Source organism: Streptomyces sp. NBC_01235, from assembly GCF_035989285.1.
In the GTDB taxonomy this organism is placed as follows: Bacteria; Actinomycetota; Actinomycetes; order Streptomycetales; family Streptomycetaceae; genus Streptomyces.
This window is the reverse complement of record NZ_CP108513.1, coordinates 4,515,404-4,532,559: the sequence shown is the minus strand read 5'-3', so window position 1 is coordinate 4,532,559 and position 17,156 is coordinate 4,515,404. Positions and strand designations below refer to the sequence as shown.

The following is a 17,156-nucleotide window of genomic DNA, read 5'->3' as shown; positions in this document are numbered from 1 at the left end:
GCCCTCACCCCACAGGTCTGCCAGGACCTTCCCGGTCGTCCAGGGCCTGTTCTGACGCCTGCTCCACCAGCGGGATGATCCGCAGCGGAACGGGGTTCTCCATCACGATCGCGGTGGAGGCCCGGACAATGCCATCAAAACCGACAACCAGGTCGATCACCCGCTGGAGGTCGGCGTTGGAACGGGCCACCAGCCGGCACAGCATGTCCCCGCTGCCGGTGGTGGTGTGCAGCTCCAGCACCTCCGGGACGGTGGCCAAGTGCGCCCGTACGTCGGCCCCTTGCCCCTGCCGGATCTGCAGCGTGGCGAACGCGGTGACCGGGTAGCCGAGGGCCGCCGGGTCGACCTCCGGGCCGAATCCCCGGATGACTCCGTTCGACTGAAGCCGGTCGAACCGCGCCTGCACGGTTCCCCGGGCCACCCCCAGCCGCCGGGACATCTCCAGCACCCCAAGGCGCGGCTCCCGGGCCAGCAGCACGATGATCCGGCCGTCCAGATGATCGATCGCCATGCCCGCCCGCCTCCGAGGTGGTCACCCTGTACAGAAAGCCCGCCGATATCGGCGCTCGCCTGAACACATTGCCCAGCGATGAAGCGAACTATTGCGCACCTTGCCGACCGGCGCGAGGCTTCCGTTATGACGCAGACCACACACCACACTCCCGACACCGCGCGGCAGGCCGATCCCTTCCCGGTCAAGGGAATGGACGCGGTCGTCTTCGCCGTGGGCAACGCCAAGCAGGCGGCGCACTATTACTCCACCGCCTTCGGCATGACACTGGTCGCCTACTCCGGACCGGAGACCGGCAGCCGCGAGACCGCCTCGTACGTGCTCACCAACGGCTCGGCCCGCTTCGTCCTGACCTCCGTCGTCAAGCCCGCCACCACCTGGGGCCACTTCCTCGACCGGCATGTGGCCGAGCACGGCGACGGCGTCGTCGACCTCGCCATCGAGGTCCCGGACGCCCGCGCCGCGTACGCCTACGCCGTCGAGCACGGCGCCCGCCCGATCGCCGAGCCGTACGAGCTGAAGGACGAGCACGGCACGGTCGTCCTCGCCGCGATCGCCACCTACGGCGAGACCCGCCACACTCTCGTCGACCGCTCCGGCTACGACGGCCCGTACCTGCCCGGCTTCGTCGCCGCCGCACCGATCGTCGAACCGCCCGCCCACCGCACCTTCCAGGCCATCGACCACTGCGTCGGCAACGTCGAGCTCGGCCGGATGAACGAGTGGGTCGGCTTCTACAACAAGGTCATGGGCTTCACGAACATGAAGGAGTTCGTGGGCGACGACATCGCCACCGAGTACAGCGCCCTGATGTCGAAGGTCGTGGCCGACGGCACGCTCAAGGTCAAGTTCCCGATCAACGAGCCCGCCATCGCGAAGAAGAAGTCCCAGATCGACGAGTACCTGGAGTTCTACGGCGGCGCGGGCGTCCAGCACATCGCGCTCAACACGGGCGACATCGTGCAGACGGTGCGGACGATGCGCGCGGCCGGCGTCCAGTTCCTCGACACCCCGGACTCCTACTACGACACCCTCGGCGAGTGGGTCGGCGACACCCGCGTCCCCGTCGAGACCCTGCGCGAGCTGAAGATCCTCGCCGACCGCGACGAGGACGGCTACCTGCTCCAGATCTTCACCAAGCCGGTCCAGGACAAGCCGACCGTCTTCTTCGAGATCATCGAACGCCATGGCTCCATGGGCTTCGGCAAGGGCAACTTCAAGGCCCTGTTCGAGGCGATCGAGCGCGAGCAGGCCAAGCGGGGCAACCTGTAGGGGCAACGCACGGAGGGGTTACCGGGGCAGTTCCGCCGGGGCCGGCTCGGCGCCCAGTCGCGCCAGCGCGGCCCGGGCCACCGGAGCGAGCAGCGGTGAGAAGTACGGGTTGATCTGCAACGCCTCCTGAAGGTGCCGACGGGCCGGCCCGGCCTGCCCCAGCTTCCGCTCGATCATGGCCCGGTGGTAGACGTACGGCGCGCTGCGCACCGCGCCCCCGTGCACCCGGTCGGTGGCGATCATGGCGAACCTCAACGCCTCCCTGTCCTCGCCGGCCCGGTGCAGCGCCCAGCCCAGCGCGTCCGCCACCGCGATCCCCGGCTGCCGCCGCCACTCGGCCCGCAGCCGCAGTACCGCCGACGCCGGATCGCCGTGGTCCGCCTCGAACCGGCCCAGCACCAGCTCCCCGTCGACCCCGCCCGCCGCCTCCTGCCGGACCCGCGCCCGCAGCAGGTTGTACTGCACGCCCGCCGCCTGCGTGAGCCCCAGCGACTCGTACAGCTCGCCCAGCTCCAGCGCGTAACCCGGCAGCGGCTGCCGCTCGAGCGCCACCCGGTACGCGCTCAGCGCCTCCGACGTCCGCCCCAGGGCCGCCAGCGCCCGCCCCTGCCCGGCCTGCGCGGCCCGCTGGTCGGGGTCGAGCCGCACCGCCTCCTGGAAGTGGCGCAGCGCGTCCTCCCGCTCGCCGCGCTCGAAGGAGAGCTGCCCCGCCCGCTCCAGCCAGGCCGCCTGTTCGGCGGGGGCCGAGGCACCGGCCGCCGCGTCGGCCAGCGCGGCCTGCGCGTCCTCGCGCCGGCCCCAGTCCCAGTAGACGCCCGCCGCCCGCGCCCGCACGGCGGGACCGGAGTGCAGTGCCATCAGCCGGTCGAGTGCCTGGCGGGCCTTCTTGTAGTCGCCGAGCCCGGTGTACGCGTCGATGAGCTGCGGATACGTCGTCCAGCGCGTCGGCGCCAGCTTGCGCGCGGCCTCGCCCCAGGCCAGGGCCGCGGGGAAGTCGCGGCGCGCGTTGGACAGCGCGGCCAGACCGTCGAGGGCCTCGGCGTTGCCCCGGGGGCGCACCTTCAGCGAGGTCCGCAGCGCCTGCTCGGCCCTGGGGTAGAGGAGGGCGGTGGCGGCCGTGCGCCGGCCCTGCTCGACGTAGGCCGTGCCGAGCACCGCCCAGGACCGCGCGTCCTTCGGATGCGCCCGCACCCGGCTCTCGCGCTCGTCGATCAGCACCGCAAGGTCGGACAGCGCCGCCGGCACCCCCGCACGGATCGCCGTGCCCGCCTGCGCCCCCGGCGCCGGCGCGGGCGCCTGCCGCACCGCCGGCTCATCGCCCGGCAGAGCCATCAGCACCCCGCCGCCCAGCATGAGACACCCCACGAGCGAGCCGACGAGCAGCCGCCGCCGACGGAACCAAGAGACCTTCTCCATGGCGCTCACTGTGCGTCAGTACGACGACCGTATGACGTCAGCCGAAGCGTCCGGCGGACGGGGTTCACACCGATGGCCCCGGGTGCGAACCTGTGATCATGAGCCGTTCGGAAGCACGACACAACGCCGAATCCGTGGTCGCGGGCGCCCTCCTCGACCGTCTGCTCACCGGCCTGCCCGCCGAGGCCGTCCTCACCGACCCGGACGTCACGCTCTCCTACGCCAACGACATGGCGAGCTTCTGCCCGGCCGGCGCCCCGGCCGTGGTCGTGCTGCCGCGTACGGTCGAGGAGGTCCAGCACGTCATGCGCACGGCGAGCGAGCTGCGCGTCCCGGTCGTCCCGCAGGGCGCGCGCACCGGCCTGTCCGGCGGCGCCAACGCCTCCGAGGGCTGCGTCGTCCTCTCCCTGACGAAGATGGACCGGATCCTCGAGATCAACCCGGTCGACCGGATCGCCGTCGTCGAGCCGGGCGTCGTCAACGCGACCCTCTCCCGCGCGGTCGGCGAACACGGCCTGTACTACCCGCCCGACCCCTCCAGCTGGGAGATGTGCACGATCGGCGGCAACATCGGCACCGCCTCGGGCGGCCTGTGCTGTGTGAAGTACGGGGTGACGGCCGAGTACGTCCTGGGCCTGGACGTCGTCCTGGCCGACGGCCGGCTGATGTCCACCGGCCGCCGTACGGCGAAGGGCGTCGCCGGATACGACCTCACGCGCCTGTTCGTCGGCTCCGAGGGCTCGCTGGGAATCGTCGTACGGGCGATCCTGGCGCTGAGGCCGCAGCCGCCGCGGCAGCTGGTGCTGGCGGCCGAGTTCGCGTCCGGGGCCGCCGCCTGCGACGCGGTGTGCCGGATCATGGCGGGAGGGCACGTCCCGTCCCTCCTCGAACTGATGGACCGTACGACGGTCCGGGCCGTCAACGAGCTCGCCCACATGGGACTGCCGGACACCACCGAAGCCCTCCTCCTGGCCGCCTTCGACACCCCCGACCCGGCCGCCGACCTCGCCGCCGTCGGCGCGCTGTGCGAGGCGGCCGGCGCCACGCAGGTGGTCCCGGCCGACGACTTCGCCGAGTCCGAACTCCTGCTCCAGGCCCGGCGGTCGTCGCTCGTCGCGCTGGAGGCCGTCAAGGGCACGACGATGATCGACGACGTGTGCGTGCCCCGGTCCAGGCTCGCCGAGATGCTCGAAGGCGTCGAGCGCATCGCGGACAAGCACCGGCTGACCATCGGCGTCGTCGCCCACGCCGGCGACGGCAACACCCACCCCACCGTCTGCTTCGACGCGCAGGACCCCGACGAGTGCCGGCGCGCCCGCGAGTCCTTCGACGAGATCATGGGCCTCGGCCTGGAACTCGGCGGCACCATCACCGGAGAGCACGGCGTGGGCGTGCTGAAGAAGGAGTGGCTCGCGCGCGAGCTCGGCCCGGTGGGTGTGGAGATGCAGCGGGCGGTCAAGACGGCCTTCGACCCGCTGGGCATCCTCAACCCGGGCAAGCTGTTCTGAAGCCTCCTGAGGCCGGGACCGACGGCTCACTCCCCGTCCTTGGACTCGTCCGACGGCCACGGGGCGCGCAGCCACAGGTCGTCCGAGGGGGTGGGGGCCAGCAGCTCGGCCAGACCGTCGTCGATGCCGAGCTGCTCGCCCTCGGTCCCCGGGGGCACCACCCGCAGCGTCCGCTCCAGCCAGGACGAGACCTGGGCCGCGGGCGCCTCCAGGAGGGCGTCGCCGCCCGGCGAGCTCAGCGCCATCAGCACGACGCTGCGCCCGGCCACCTTCGTCGGCCACACCCGCACGTCCCCGTGCCCGCACGGCCGGAACACGCCCTCCACGAGCAGCTCGCGGGCGAACGTCCAGCGGACCGGGTGCTCGGAGTTGATGTGGAAGGCGACGTGGATGGCGAACGGGTCGTCGCTGCGGTAGCTGAGCCGGGCCGGGACCGGGATGCCGCGCTCCGGCGACAGGATGAGCTTGAGCTCCAGCTCGCGCTCCACCACGGTGTGATGCATGTCGGTTCTCCTCTCGGTACGGACCTCGTACGGGGCCGCGGTGGGCCCGTACGAGTGGAGAGGGAGTTGGGCCGGAACCATTACGCGAGTTCGGAGAACTTTTTTTCGCGGCGGGTTCCGGCGGGTCCCGCCGGGCGGCGTCGGGCTCCGGCTTCCGGCCCCGGCGGGCGGTTCCGAACGTGTGAAGAGCGTGCACGAGGTTGCCCGGAAAGGGGCGGGTCCGACAGGACTGGCGGTGGGGGTTGCGCCGGTCTGATAGATGTGGAGGCTCCCATCCCACCCCCGAGCAGATACGGGACGACGGACATGAGCGCCCCAACCCCGGCACCCGGCGACGACCGGCCCCGCGAAGGGTATTACCCGGACCCGTCCATCCCTGGATACGTCCGGTACTGGAACGGTGCCGCCTGGGTACCGGGCACCAGCCGGCCGGCGCCGTCCGACGGCCGCCCGCTCACGCCGCCGTCCGGCGCGCCCGCGGCCTCCGTCGAGGAGACCGGCCCGCACTTCTTCGACGAGGACCCGGCACCGGCGGACCCGTACGACGGCCGTTCCGAGCCGGCCTCCTCGTGGGGCGCCGACCGCGCCCACCAGTCAGGCTTCGGCGGCGACCAGGACCGCCGGGTCTCCTGGGGCGGCCCGCAGGCCCCCGACCCGAGGGTCCCGTCACCCGCCCCGGCCCAGCCCGAGGGCCAGTCCACGAGTACGGACGGCACGGCGACGATCCCGCCCGCCGAGCCGGAGGACGGCAGCGGGGACGTGGTCTCCGGGGGCACGTTCGTCTTCCGCCGGCCGACGGCGGGCGGCGGGGGAGCGGGGGCGGCCGGCACGGCGCCGTCCGGTACGTCCGGCCCCGCGGGCCTCGTCCCCGACGAGGGCACTGTCACCTTCCGGGCGCCGGCCCCGCGCACGGGCCACCAGGACGGCGCGCCCGGCGCGCACGGGAACACACCCGCCCCCGCCCCCACCTTTCCGGCAGCGGCCCAGGGCCCGACAGCGGCTCCGGCGACGCCTGGCTTCGGGGCGCCGGGTTCGGCGGGTCCGGTGGGTTCGGCCGCGGCCGGCTTCGGGGCGCAGGGGCCCGTCGGCGCTGTCGGCAGCGGTGCGGCCCCCGGTACGGGTTTCGGTGCGCCGGGCTCCGCCGGGACGAGCCCCGCGGGCACCGCTGCGGCAGGCGAGGCCCCCGCCAAGCCCGGGTTCGGGGCCGGCAAGGCGGCTGCCGATCGGGCGGCGGCCCAGGGGGCGGGCGTTCCGGCCCCGCAGGGCCCCGTCCAGTCGTCCGCACCGGCAGCTCCCCCCGCCCCCGCCCCGCAGGGCCCCTCGGGGTTCCCGGCCGCCCAGGCACCCGCCGCTCTCTCCGGCCCCCAGCAGGCCGCCCAGAGGGTGCCCCAGCAGCCCGGTGCCCCCGGTGTGTCCCAGCCTCAGCCCGCCGCGGCCGCCGGCCAGGGGGCGGCCCAGGCGTCCGCGTCCGGGGGCGCGCCCATGGCCGCCGGGCCCGGTGGCGGGCAGTCGTCCTGGGCGCAGCAGGTGCACCGGCTCGCGGGCGCCGAGGACGGGCCCGTCGTGCCCTGGAAGCCGCCGGTCGAGGACATCTTCCAGGCGGCCGCCCGGCGTCAGGCCGAGGCCCGTCCCGCGGGCCTCGGCAAGCGGCTGGCGGCCCGCCTCGTCGACACGCTCGTCCTCGCGGCCGTCACCTCCGCCGCCGCGGTACCGCTCGGCGTGAAGGCTCTCGACCACGTCAACGAGAAGATCGACGCGGCCAAGCTCACCGGAGAGACCGTCACCGTGTGGCTGCTGGACGGCACGACGTCGGTGTACCTCGGGATCGTGCTCGGCGTCCTGCTGGTCTTCGGGGTCGTCTACGAGGCGCTGCCGACCGCCAAGTGGGGCCGCACGCTGGGCAAGAAGCTGTTCGGTCTGGACGTGCGGGACATCGAGGGCGGCGAACCCCCGTCCTTCGGGGCGGCCCTGCGCCGCTGGCTCGTCTACAGCGTGCCCGGTCTGCTCGCCGTCGGTGTCGTGGGTGTCGTCTGGGGGCTGTTCGACAAGCCGTGGCGGCAGTGCTGGCACGACAAGGCGGCGCACACGTTCGTCGCCGGCTGACCCGTACCCGTTCATGTCGACACCGATCACGCCGTTCGTCAGGGCCGCAGCGCCCAGCCCCCGCCCGGGAGCGTCAGCGCTCACGCACGCCGGTACGCACTCGCGCTCAGCCGATCCCCCGCAGTTCCCTACCCCGGACGGCCGCTCGCCGGATGCGGAGCCGAGGCGTTCGGGGTCGACTCGGGGGCATGACCACCGAACCGCCCCCCGGCTCCGGCGGCGGCGAGCCGCCGGAGGACGACCCGTTCAAGAAGCGGCCCCCGCGACAGCCTCCGCAGCCCCCGTACGGCGAGGGGCAGCCCCCGTACGGTGAGGGGCAGGGCGGTTCGCCGTACGACACCCCGCTGGGACCCCGGGGTCCGCAGGAACCGTACGGCGGCGGCCCGTACGGCGGCGGCCCCTACGGTGGCTACCCCGAGGACCCGCTCGCCGGGATGCCTCCGCTCGCCGACAGCGGCAAGCGCACACTGGCCCGGATCATCGACATGATCCTCGTCTTCCTCGTGGTGGTGCTGCTGTCGTGGGCCTTCGGGGTCGCGCAGTACACGACGAACACGGACAAGATCGAGTTCGGCAAGACCTTCGGCCGGGAGATCGTCGCCGCGATCCTGTACGTCGCGTACGACACGATCCTGACCTCCAGGTCCGGCCAGACGCTGGGCAAGAAGTGGCTCGGCATGCGCGTGGCCGACCTCGACAACGGCTCCACGCCCTCCGCGCAGACGTCACTGATCCGCGCCCTGGTGCTGTGGGTGCCGTTCGCGTTCTGCTGCGCCTGTCTGTGGACGGCGGTCTGCGGCGGCTGGAGCTTCTTCGACAAGCCCTACAAACAGGGCCTGCACGACAAGGCGGCCAAGACGGTGGTGGTCAGCACCGGTTGACGTCCTCCCACGACGGAGGGCCCACGTCTCATGGCGCGGGCCCTCCGTCGTGCCGCTGCGTTTCAGGGCGCTGTGGGCTCGCGGACGGGCTCGGGCGCCGAGGCGACCGAGGCCGGTACGGGGGCGTTCACGGGCGCGTGCACAGGACGGGGAACGGGAACGGGTGCGGGCCGGCTCGCGGACTTGCCCGCCGCGGAGCGGGCCACGGGGGCCCGCGACGGCTTCGGCGTCGGCACCGTCATGGCGACGAGCACGCCGAGCGCGACCGCGGCGACGACGATGACGGCGATCCCGGGGCCCGAACTCGTCTGTGACAGCAGCAGCATGGCGAGTGTCGAGAAGATGACGGTGCAGGAACCGTACGTGAGCTGTGCGACAGTCGGACGAGGCATGGCAATCGTGTCCTCGGAAGCGGGGGCGGTCTCGACTCTATTCGCCTGCATGCCCGAGTGGGCCGGACAGTAAGCGTGACCTAACCCACGGTGCCGGTGCACAGGGGGCGCACGGAGTCATGGCGTCCATCAAGTGGACTGTCCCGCGCGCCCGTCGGGCCTCATCACGGGCGTCGTCACGTTGCCGTCACGTGTCCGTATTGCGAACAGCCGCTCCCAATAATGCAGTTGACCTGTCCAAGTCAAGGTCTGTCTTTTCTCGTAAACCAGTAGTCAAATGGCGTCACTTGACTACACGCGTATAACAGCGCGCGGACCTTCCTTGACAGGGATCCCCCCTTTCCGCGCGAACGGGCGCGTGCGTGGGAGGACATCAAGTGACCAGTAGATCCTGGACGTACCGGACGGCCGCGACGGTCGTCGCCCTCGCGGCGGCCTCGGCGACGTTCGCGACGTTCGCCGTGGCGCAGGCCGCCGAGAACGGCTCGGCGAAGGCCCCGGCGGCGGACCGGCGGGACCCGCAGCCCGCCAAGGCCAAGGAGCACGACTTCGACGGCCCGCTCAGCAAGACGCAGGAGGCCCAGCGCGAGGAGGCCCTCCGGCAGGTCATATCCGGCGAGGCGTCGGTGAAGGACCGCGACGGCTCGAAGGTCGTCCAGCTCAAGAGCCGCAAGGGCGACAGCAAGTACGTCGAGCTCGGCCGCGAGAAGACCGACAAGATCTTCACGATCCTCGTCGAGTTCGGCGACCAGGTCGACTCCCGCTACGGCGGCACCGTCGGCCCGCTGCACAACCAGATAGCCGCGCCCGACCGCGCCAAGGACAACTCCACGGCCTGGCAGGCGGACTACAACCAGGCGCACTTCCAGGACCTGTACTTCGGCACCGGCAAGAACACCGAGTCGCTGAAGAAGTACTACGAGAAGCAGTCCTCGGGCCGCTACTCGGTCGAGGGCGAGGTGACCGACTGGGTCAAGGTCCCCTACAACGAGGCCCGTTACGGCTCCAACAAGGCCTCCACCGGCGCCTGGTACGCGGTCCAGGACGGCGTCAACGCCTGGGTCGCCGAGCGCGAGGCCGCCGGTGACACGGCCGCCGAGATCAAGGCGGAGCTGGCCGAGTTCGACCAGTGGGACCGCTACGACTACGACGGCGACGGCGACTTCAACGAGCCCGACGGCTACATCGACCACTTCCAGATCGTGCACGCCGGCGAGGACGAGTCCGCGGGCGGCGGCGCGCAGGGCGAGGACGCCATCTGGGCCCACCGCTGGTACGCCTTCGGCACCGACGCCGGCTCCACCGGCCCGGACACCAACAAGCTCGGCGGCGCCCAGGTCGGCGACACCGGCATCTGGGTCGGCGACTACACCATCCAGCCGGAGAACGGCGGCCTCGGCGTCTACGCCCACGAGTACGGCCACGACCTCGGCCTGCCCGACGAGTACGACACCTCCGGCGGCGGCGAGAACTCCACCGGCTTCTGGACCCTGATGTCCTCCGGTTCCTGGCTCGGCACCGGCAAGGAGGCCATCGGCAACCTCCCCGGCGACATGAACGCCTGGGACAAGCTGCAGCTGGGCTGGCTGGACTACGACGTGGCCCAGGCGGGCGTGAAGTCCACCCACACGCTCGGCGTCGCGGAGTACAACACCAAGAACGCCCAGGCCCTCGTGGTCCAACTGCCGGAGAAGAAGGTCACCACCGAGGTGGTCGCCCCGGCCGAGGGCGCCACGCAGTGGTGGAGCGGCAGCGGCAACGACCTGAAGAACACCCTGACCCGCACGGTCGACCTGACCGGCAAGACCTCCGCCTCGCTGTCCCTGGACGGCTGGTGGGACATCGAGCAGGACTACGACTACCTGTACACCGAGGTCTCCACCGACGGCGCCAACTGGACGCCGATCGACGGCACTCTGGCCGACGGCACGGCCATCCCGCGTGACGGCAGCGGCAAGCCCGCCCTCACCGGCACGGTCGCCGCCTACCAGAAGCTGACGTTCCCGCTGGACGCCTACGCGGGCAAGCAGATCAGCCTGCGCTTCCGCTACGCCACCGACGGCGGCGTGGCCCAGAAGGGCTTCGCGGCCGACGAGATCACGCTGACGGCGGACGGCGCCACGCTCTTCTCCGACAACGCGGAGGCGGCGGACGCCGCTTGGGCGGCGACCGGCTTCTCGCGCATCGGTGCGTCCATCACGGACGACTACGCGCAGTACTACATCGCCGAGAACCGCCAGTACGTGTCGTACGACAAGACCCTCAAGGTCGGCCCGTACAACTTCGGCTTCTCGACGACGCGTCCGGACTGGGTCGAGCACTACCCGTACCAGAACGGCCTGCTGATCTGGAAGTGGGACACCTCCCAGGCGGACGACAACACCAGCGTCCACCCGGGCGAGGGTCTCATCCTCCCGGTCGACTCCCACCCGACCCCCCTGAAGTGGTCCGACGGCACGGTGATGAACAGCCGCATCCAGAGCTTCGACTCCCCCTTCAGCTGGTACCCGACGGACGCGCTCACCCTCCACAGGGCGGACGTCGCGACCAAGATCAAGTCTCACCCGGGCGTCCCGGTCTTCGACGACGGCAAGTCGACGTACTACGACGCGTCCACCCCGCTCGCGGGCGTCAAGATCACTGACACCAACACCTCGATCAAGATCGTCGGTGAGCCCCTGAACGGCTCGACGATCAAGGTGAAGATTGGCCCGTCGACGAAGTAGTCGATGTTTTCGCAGGTCAGACGCGTATCGGCGGCAACCCCCTGGCGGGTTGCCGCCGATCGTGTTTAGGTGCCTCCTGTGCTTCGCTTATTGACACCGACACGGACGCCGGCGCCGACGCCGACCTCGATACCGACTCGCACGGGGGTGTGACCGCATGGCCGCAGGAGGCTTCTGCAAGCTGCCCAACGGCATGGTGGTGGTGGCGCTGAACCTGCCCAGCCCCGCCGCCCGCGAGGGCCTCCCAGGCCCCTCCACGGACGTCCGGGTCCTCGTCCACGCCCAGAACCGCGCCCGAGCCCTGACCAGACTCCGCAACCTGGGTCTGCGAGCCGTCTACCTCCGCGGCAACGCCGCACCGCCCACCCCCGACGAGGTCACGGCCGTCCTCCACCACCCCGACGGCCTCATATGGCGCACGGCCCCCGACAACGGCGTCCCCCGCGACGTCGTGGCCGTCCCTGAGCTGTGGCGCCCCATCCGGGCGCTGCTGCGGGGGGCGGCGGCGTAGGCGGGGCAGGGTGCCGGGGCGGGGTCGGGTGCCGTCGCTGCCCACAGCCGCCGGCACCCCGGACCCGACGCCGTCCCTCGACTGCGGAGAGCCCGATCCGTCACGGTGAGGACCGGCCGGCCCCGGAGGCGGTCCGACCGTCGTCCTCGTCCGACCGTCGTTCTCCCCCGACCGTCGTCCTGCTCCGGCGGGCGGGTGACGCGGGCGCCGCCCGTCTCACCCGCCGACGATCGCCCGCAGCCCCACGTGCGGCGGCGATGGGCCGAGCAGGCAGCCGCCGGCGATTCGGCGTCCGTGCAGCCGAAGGCGGCGGCGACGGCCCCGACCACGAACGAGAGCACGACGCCCGGCAGGATCGACAGCCCGCCGGACAGCCCGGCCCGCTTGATCACCTTTGATCACCTTCAGGCCGACGCCGTAGGCGGTGGAGACGAACGCGAAGTTCCGGGGCGTCGCCCCCCCGTCGGGCTCGGCCCGGACGGCGCCGTGAAGTCGGCGAGCCCCTGCACGCCTCAGTACGCCTCCACCACCCGGACGTCCTCCTCGGTGATCACGCCGTCCACGATGCGGAACGAGCGGAACTGGAAATCGCCGAGGGCGTCGGTGTCCGCCGTGGAGACCAGGACGTAGTGCGCGCCGGGCTCGTTGGCGTAGGAGATGTCGGTGCGGGAGGGGTAGGCCTCGGTCGCGGTGTGGGAGTGGTAGATGACCACCGGCTCCTCGTCGCGGTCGTCCATCTCGCGGTAGAGCTTGAGCAGGTCACCGGAGTCGAACTCGTAGAACGTGGGGGACATGGCCGCGTTCAGCATCGGGATGAAGCGCTCGGGGCGGTCCGAGCCCTCCGGGCCCGCGACGACGCCGCACGCCTCGTCCGGGTGGTCCTTGCGCGCGTGCGCGACGATCTGGTCGACGAGGGCCTGGGTGATGGTCAGCATGCTGGCCAGGATATGCAAAGAGGAAAAGGGGCCGCGCGAAGCGCGTCAGGCAGGGTGGCGGGCGACGGGTGGGCCGTTCCGTACCGATGGCTGGTACGGAACGGCCCACATCGCGGACGTCCTGAGCGGTTGCGGCCGGACGTCCCGGGGGCGGCCGGTCGGTCAGCCGACCTTCTCGAGCTCCGGCTCGCGGCGGTCGGTGACCTGCGGGTTGACGTTCTTCAGGATCACCCAGCCGATGCCGAGGGCGGCAGCCCAGCCCGCCATCACGTACAGGCAGACGCGGGAGTCGGCGTCGTACGCGATCAGGCCGGTGACGAAGAGCAGGAACACGATCGCCACCCAGCTGAACGCCGAGCCGCCGGGGGCCGGGAAGCTGGACGCGGGCAGCCGGCCCGCGACGACCGCGCGGCGGTAGAGGACGTGGCTGATCAGGATCATCAGCCAGGTCCAGATGCCGGCCGCGGTGGCGACGGAGGTGACGTAGCCGAAGGCCTTCTCGGGGACGACGTAGTTCAGGACCACGCCGATGCCCATGAAGAGGACCGAGACCGTGATGCCGAAGGCCGGGGTCTTCGTCGAGGACAGCTTCCGGAACGCCGCCGGGGCCTCGCCGCTGTCGGCCAGGTTCCGCAGCATGCGGCCCGTGGAGTACATGCCCGAGTTGCAGGAGGACAGGGCCGCGGTCAGCACGACGAAGTTGACGATGCCGGCGCCCGCCGGGATGCCGATCTTCGCGAACGCCTCGACGAACGGCGAGACACCCGGCGCGAACTCGGTCCACTTCACGACGCAGAGGATGACGGTGAGCGCGCCGACGTAGAACAGGGCGATGCGCCAGGGCAGCGTGTTGATGGCCTTGGGGAGCGTCTTCTCGGGGTTCTCCGACTCGCCCGCCGTGACACCGACCAGCTCGACCGCGAGGTACGCGAACATCACGCCCTGGAGCGTCATCAGGGACGAGCCGATGCCCTTGGGGAAGAAGCCGTCGAACTCCCAGAGGTTGGAGACGGCGGCCGTGTCACCGGCGCTGCTGAAGCCGAAGGTGAGCACGCCCAGGCCGATCACGATCATGCCGACGAGCGCGGTGACCTTCACCATCGAGAACCAGAACTCCAGCTCGCCGAAGAGCTTCACGGAGATCAGGTTGACGGAGAAGAGGATCACCAGGAACACCAGGGCCGTCACCCACTGGGGGATGGCGGGGAACCAGTAGTTGACGTAGATCGCGGCGGCCGTCAGCTCGGCCATGCCGGTGACGACCCACATCAGCCAGTACGTCCAGCCGGTGAAGTAGCCGAAGAACGGGCCGAGGAACTCGCGGGAGTACTCCGCGAACGAGCCCGAGACCGGGCGGTACAGGAGCAGCTCGCCGAGCGCTCGCATGATGAAGAAGACGATCGCGCCCGCGAGGGCGTACATCAGGATGAGGCTGGGACCGGCCTTGGCGATGTTCGCGCCGGCTCCCAGGAAGAGGCCGACGCCGATGGCGCCGCCGATCGCGATCATCTGGACCTGACGGCTGCCGAGTCCGCGCTCGTACCCCTCTTCGGGGGTCTTCTCCGTGTCGACCTGAGCGGAGGTCATGTGTGGTGCGCCTTTCTCCGAATCCCCCCGTGTACTGGAGCTGCCCGGCCGACGGTCCGTCGGCCATACGGCGCACCCGGCGGGACATGGGTGGCGTCCGCCGGGCGATCGTGAAGATTTATCACGCTCGCAACACTGATCACCGGCGGGACATGTGGCGCACACCACAGGAAGAAGCGGACAAAACGCACCCCGGGACGGCATAACCGGCCGCGGGGGTGACGTGATCGTTATCCGGATTTGAGCGCCCGCTGAGCGAACACGAAATCATCACAAGTCGGGATGACCGGGGTGGAAAGGATTACGGCATAAGAGTCGTCACGAGGGTCTCCTGGAGCCCGCCCAGCCACAGGTACGCCATCACCATCGGCTTGCGCGGGTCCTCGTCCGGCAGCCGGTAGAGGAGATCGGTGTCCTCCTCGTCGGCGATCTCCAGCCGGGAGCCGATCGCGAGCCGCAGATCGTTCAGCGCGCGCAGCCACTGCTGGGACTCCTGCGGCGTCAGCTTCAGCACCGCCCCGCCCTCGCCGGCCGCCTCGGAGGCCAGCGCGTCCAGCGAGCGGACCACCGCGAGGGCGTTCTCGCGCTTGCCGGCCCGCAGGTCGTTCTCGGTGTAGCGGCGGAACTCGGCGGAGTACGCCTTCTGCTCGTCGGCCCGCTGCGGCCCCGGGGCGCCCTCGGGGTCGGTGTAGGCGTCCGGGAAGAGCCGGCGCAGCACCGGGTCGGCGGGAGGCTCGCTCGGCCCCTCGGCGAAGAGCTCCGCGAGTGGATCGTCGGGGGCGTCCTCGGCGGGGCCGGGGCCGATGAGCTCCAGGAGCTGCACGGCCAGCGACCGGATGATGGAGATCTCGACGTCGTCGAGTGCGACGGCCGCGCCGCCGCCGGGGAGCGGTTCGAATTGTCCAGGCATATGAGGGGAGGCTACTTCCGGTCCTGCTGGAGGGTGGCCCACAGGCCGTAGCCGTGCATGGCCTGCACGTCGCGTTCCATCTCCTCGCGAGAGCCGCTGGAGACGACCGCCCGGCCCTTGTGGTGGACGTCGAGCATGAGCTTGGTGGCCTTGTCCTTGGAGTAGCCGAAGTACGTCTGGAAGACGTACGTCACATAGCTCATGAGGTTGACCGGGTCGTTGTGGACGATCGTGACCCACGGGACGTCCGGCTCGGGTACGGCGAAGACCTCCTCCGCCGACTCGGTGCGTTCGATCTCAAGGGGAGCGGGTGACGTCACAAGGCCCATGCTGCCACGCATACCGGAAATCGTCACACCGACGAAAAGGGAGTAGCATGCGTTGCCGTGCTGCACACACCGGGGGACAACCCCCGGACCCCCGGCCGACGCTGGGCCACCCGGACAGTCATGACTAGGAGAGTTTGGTGGACGTAGCGGACTTTGGGCTGCCAGAAGAAGAAGGGCGCGAAGCGCTTCCTCAGAGGGGTGGTGGTGGGCGACGAGTGGGTGTTCCCTCGACAGCGCTGTTCACGGACCAGTACGAGCTGACGATGCTCCAGGCCGCCCTGAAAGCGGGCACGGCCGAACGGCGCAGCGTGTTCGAGGTCTTCACCCGGCGACTGCCGGACGGCAGGCGCTACGGCGTCGTCGCGGGCACCGGGCGGGTCCTGGACGCCGTCGAGAACTTCCGCTTCGACGCCGGCGTCCTCGGCTTCCTGCGCGAGCGCGGCATCGTCGACGAGGAGACCCTGGACTGGCTCGCCGGATACCGCTTCTCGGGTGACATCTGGGGCTACCCAGAGGGCGAGGTCTACTTCCCGGGCTCGCCCGTCATACGGGTCGAGGGCTCCTTCGCCGAGTGCGTGCTCCTGGAGACCGTGATCCTCTCGATACTCAACCACGACTCCGCGATCGCGGCCGCCGCCTCCCGCATGTCCTCCGCCGCGGGCGAGCGCCCCCTCATCGAGATGGGCGCCCGCCGCACCCACGAACTGGCCGCGGTCGCCGCCTCCCGCGCCGCCTACGTCGGCGGCTTCACCACCACCTCCGACCTCGCCGCCGGCTTCCGCTACGGCATCCCCACCGTGGGCACCAGCGCCCACGCCTTCACCCTGCTCCACGACCACGAGCGGGACGCCTTCCGGGCCCAGGTCGACTCCCTCGGCCGGGGCACCACCCTGCTGGTGGACACGTACGACGTCGCCGAGGCCGTCCGCACGGCGGTGGAGGTGGCAGGCCCCGAGCTCGGCGCGGTCCGCATCGACTCCGGCGACCTGCTCCTCGTCGCCCACCGGGTGCGCCAGCAGCTCGACGAGCTCGGTGCGACCGACACCCGCATCATCGTCACCTCCGACCTCGACGAGTACGCCATCGCCTCACTGGCCGCAGCCCCCGTGGACGCCTACGGCGTCGGCACCCAGCTGGTGACCGGCTCCGGGCACCCGACCTGCGCCATGGTCTACAAGCTGGTCGCCCGCGCCGAGTCCGCCGACCCCAAGGCCCCGCTGGTACCGGTGGCCAAGAAGTCGACCGGCGGCAAGACCTCCGTCGGCGGACGCAAGTGGGCGGCACGCCGACCCGACGCGTACGGCGTCGCGGAGGCCGAGGTCGTCGGCACCGGCGCCGTCCCCGCCGAACTCGCCGACCACCAGTTGCTCGTCGAGCTGGTCAAGGGCGGTGAGGTCGTCGCCCGCGAGCCCCTGGACGTCGTCCGCGACCGCCACGCGGCGGCCCGCGGCCGCCTCCCGCTCTCCGCGATCCAGCTGTCCCGCGGCGAACCCGTCATTCCCACGGAGTATGTACAGGGCCGCCCGGGTAACTCGGCTAACTGAGGCGTGTGCCCGGCGCACGCCGGGCAAC

Annotated in this window: 15 protein-coding genes; 7 read left to right on the top strand and 8 right to left on the bottom strand. The window is 71.3% G+C overall.

Annotation, left to right across the window (positions count from 1 at the left end; all coding sequences use genetic code 11):
• Positions 1–4 precede the first annotated feature (4 nt).
• On the bottom strand, positions 5–511 hold the full coding sequence (locus OG289_RS19980) for an Lrp/AsnC family transcriptional regulator (protein ID WP_327315393.1): 507 nt from the start codon (positions 509–511) through the stop codon (positions 5–7).
• 126 nt (positions 512–637) lie between these two features.
• Between OG289_RS19980 and hppD the strand changes: the two genes are divergently transcribed.
• Positions 638–1,783, top strand: coding sequence for a 4-hydroxyphenylpyruvate dioxygenase (gene hppD, locus OG289_RS19975; RefSeq protein WP_327315392.1), 1,146 nt, complete (start codon positions 638–640; stop codon positions 1,781–1,783).
• An 18-nt stretch (positions 1,784–1,801) separates the two neighbouring features.
• Here hppD and OG289_RS19970 read toward each other — a convergent pair whose 3' ends face one another.
• Entirely contained in the window at positions 1,802–3,199 is a 1,398-nt protein-coding gene (locus OG289_RS19970) for a tetratricopeptide repeat protein (RefSeq protein ID WP_327315391.1), read from the bottom strand.
• A gap of 92 nt (positions 3,200–3,291) precedes the next feature.
• Here OG289_RS19970 and OG289_RS19965 point away from each other — a divergent pair, with 92 nt between their 5' ends.
• Positions 3,292–4,707 (top strand): FAD-binding oxidoreductase, encoded by a 1,416-nt coding sequence (locus OG289_RS19965; protein WP_442818921.1) that lies wholly within the window; start codon positions 3,292–3,294, stop codon positions 4,705–4,707.
• A 26-nt stretch (positions 4,708–4,733) separates the two neighbouring features.
• Here OG289_RS19965 and OG289_RS19960 read toward each other — a convergent pair whose 3' ends face one another.
• Positions 4,734–5,210 carry an SsgA family sporulation/cell division regulator gene (locus tag OG289_RS19960; RefSeq protein WP_327315389.1) on the bottom strand — a complete coding sequence of 159 codons (477 nt, stop codon included), beginning with the start codon at positions 5,208–5,210 and terminating at the stop codon, positions 4,734–4,736.
• A 306-nt stretch (positions 5,211–5,516) separates the two neighbouring features.
• Between OG289_RS19960 and OG289_RS19955 the strand changes: the two genes are divergently transcribed.
• On the top strand, positions 5,517–7,313 hold the full coding sequence (locus tag OG289_RS19955; protein WP_327315388.1) for an RDD family protein: 1,797 nt from the start codon (positions 5,517–5,519) through the stop codon (positions 7,311–7,313).
• Between the two features lie 188 nt (positions 7,314–7,501).
• A complete protein-coding gene (locus OG289_RS19950; protein WP_327315387.1) occupies positions 7,502–8,194 on the top strand; it encodes an RDD family protein in 693 nt (230 codons plus the stop codon).
• 62 nt (positions 8,195–8,256) lie between these two features.
• On the opposite strand, the gene OG289_RS19945 is transcribed toward OG289_RS19950, so the two are convergent.
• On the bottom strand, positions 8,257–8,586 hold the full coding sequence (locus OG289_RS19945; RefSeq protein ID WP_327315386.1) for a hypothetical protein: 330 nt from the start codon (positions 8,584–8,586) through the stop codon (positions 8,257–8,259).
• A 377-nt stretch (positions 8,587–8,963) separates the two neighbouring features.
• Between OG289_RS19945 and OG289_RS19940 the strand changes: the two genes are divergently transcribed.
• Complete coding sequence (locus tag OG289_RS19940) at positions 8,964–11,312, top strand: immune inhibitor A domain-containing protein (protein WP_327315385.1); 2,349 nt, start codon at positions 8,964–8,966, stop codon at positions 11,310–11,312.
• A 157-nt stretch (positions 11,313–11,469) separates the two neighbouring features.
• The gene (locus tag OG289_RS19935) at positions 11,470–11,823 is read left to right on the top strand and encodes a hypothetical protein (protein WP_327315384.1); all 354 of its coding nucleotides are present in this window, start codon (positions 11,470–11,472) and stop codon (positions 11,821–11,823) included.
• Between the two features lie 512 nt (positions 11,824–12,335).
• Here the strand turns inward: OG289_RS19935 and OG289_RS19930 are convergent.
• From OG289_RS19930 to clpS, 4 genes are all read right to left on the bottom strand, one after another.
• A complete protein-coding gene (locus OG289_RS19930) occupies positions 12,336–12,758 on the bottom strand; it encodes a M67 family metallopeptidase (RefSeq protein WP_327315382.1) in 423 nt (140 codons plus the stop codon).
• 162 nt (positions 12,759–12,920) lie between these two features.
• Entirely contained in the window at positions 12,921–14,345 is a 1,425-nt protein-coding gene (locus OG289_RS19925) for an amino acid permease (RefSeq protein WP_327315381.1), read from the bottom strand.
• Between the two features lie 301 nt (positions 14,346–14,646).
• Complete coding sequence (locus OG289_RS19920) at positions 14,647–15,255, bottom strand: DUF2017 domain-containing protein (protein ID WP_327315380.1); 609 nt, start codon at positions 15,253–15,255, stop codon at positions 14,647–14,649.
• 11 nt (positions 15,256–15,266) lie between these two features.
• Entirely contained in the window at positions 15,267–15,584 is a 318-nt protein-coding gene (gene clpS / locus OG289_RS19915) for an ATP-dependent Clp protease adapter ClpS (protein WP_327320744.1), read from the bottom strand.
• A 137-nt stretch (positions 15,585–15,721) separates the two neighbouring features.
• Here clpS and OG289_RS19910 point away from each other — a divergent pair, with 137 nt between their 5' ends.
• A complete protein-coding gene (locus OG289_RS19910) occupies positions 15,722–17,128 on the top strand; it encodes a nicotinate phosphoribosyltransferase (RefSeq protein ID WP_442818920.1) in 1,407 nt (468 codons plus the stop codon).
• Positions 17,129–17,156 lie beyond the last annotated feature (28 nt).

Bases quoted from the DNA above. Each gene is read 5' to 3' on its own strand.
- OG289_RS19930 (WP_327315382.1), bottom strand. From the start codon at position 12,758: ATGCTGACCATCACCCAGGCCCTCGTCGACCAGATCGTCGCGCACGCG.
- OG289_RS19920 (WP_327315380.1), bottom strand. From the start codon at position 15,255: ATGCCTGGACAATTCGAACCGCTCCCCGGCGGCGGCGCGGCCGTCGCA.
- OG289_RS19970 (WP_327315391.1), bottom strand. From the start codon at position 3,199: ATGGAGAAGGTCTCTTGGTTCCGTCGGCGGCGGCTGCTCGTCGGCTCG.
- OG289_RS19950 (WP_327315387.1), top strand. From the start codon at position 7,502: ATGACCACCGAACCGCCCCCCGGCTCCGGCGGCGGCGAGCCGCCGGAG.
- OG289_RS19935 (WP_327315384.1), top strand. From the start codon at position 11,470: ATGGCCGCAGGAGGCTTCTGCAAGCTGCCCAACGGCATGGTGGTGGTG.
- OG289_RS19955 (WP_327315388.1), top strand. From the start codon at position 5,517: ATGAGCGCCCCAACCCCGGCACCCGGCGACGACCGGCCCCGCGAAGGG.
- OG289_RS19945 (WP_327315386.1), bottom strand. From the start codon at position 8,586: ATGCCTCGTCCGACTGTCGCACAGCTCACGTACGGTTCCTGCACCGTC.
- clpS (WP_327320744.1), bottom strand. From the start codon at position 15,584: ATGGGCCTTGTGACGTCACCCGCTCCCCTTGAGATCGAACGCACCGAG.
- OG289_RS19925 (WP_327315381.1), bottom strand. From the start codon at position 14,345: ATGACCTCCGCTCAGGTCGACACGGAGAAGACCCCCGAAGAGGGGTAC.
- OG289_RS19960 (WP_327315389.1), bottom strand. From the start codon at position 5,210: ATGCATCACACCGTGGTGGAGCGCGAGCTGGAGCTCAAGCTCATCCTG.
- OG289_RS19980 (WP_327315393.1), bottom strand. From the start codon at position 511: ATGGCGATCGATCATCTGGACGGCCGGATCATCGTGCTGCTGGCCCGG.
- hppD (WP_327315392.1), top strand. From the start codon at position 638: ATGACGCAGACCACACACCACACTCCCGACACCGCGCGGCAGGCCGAT.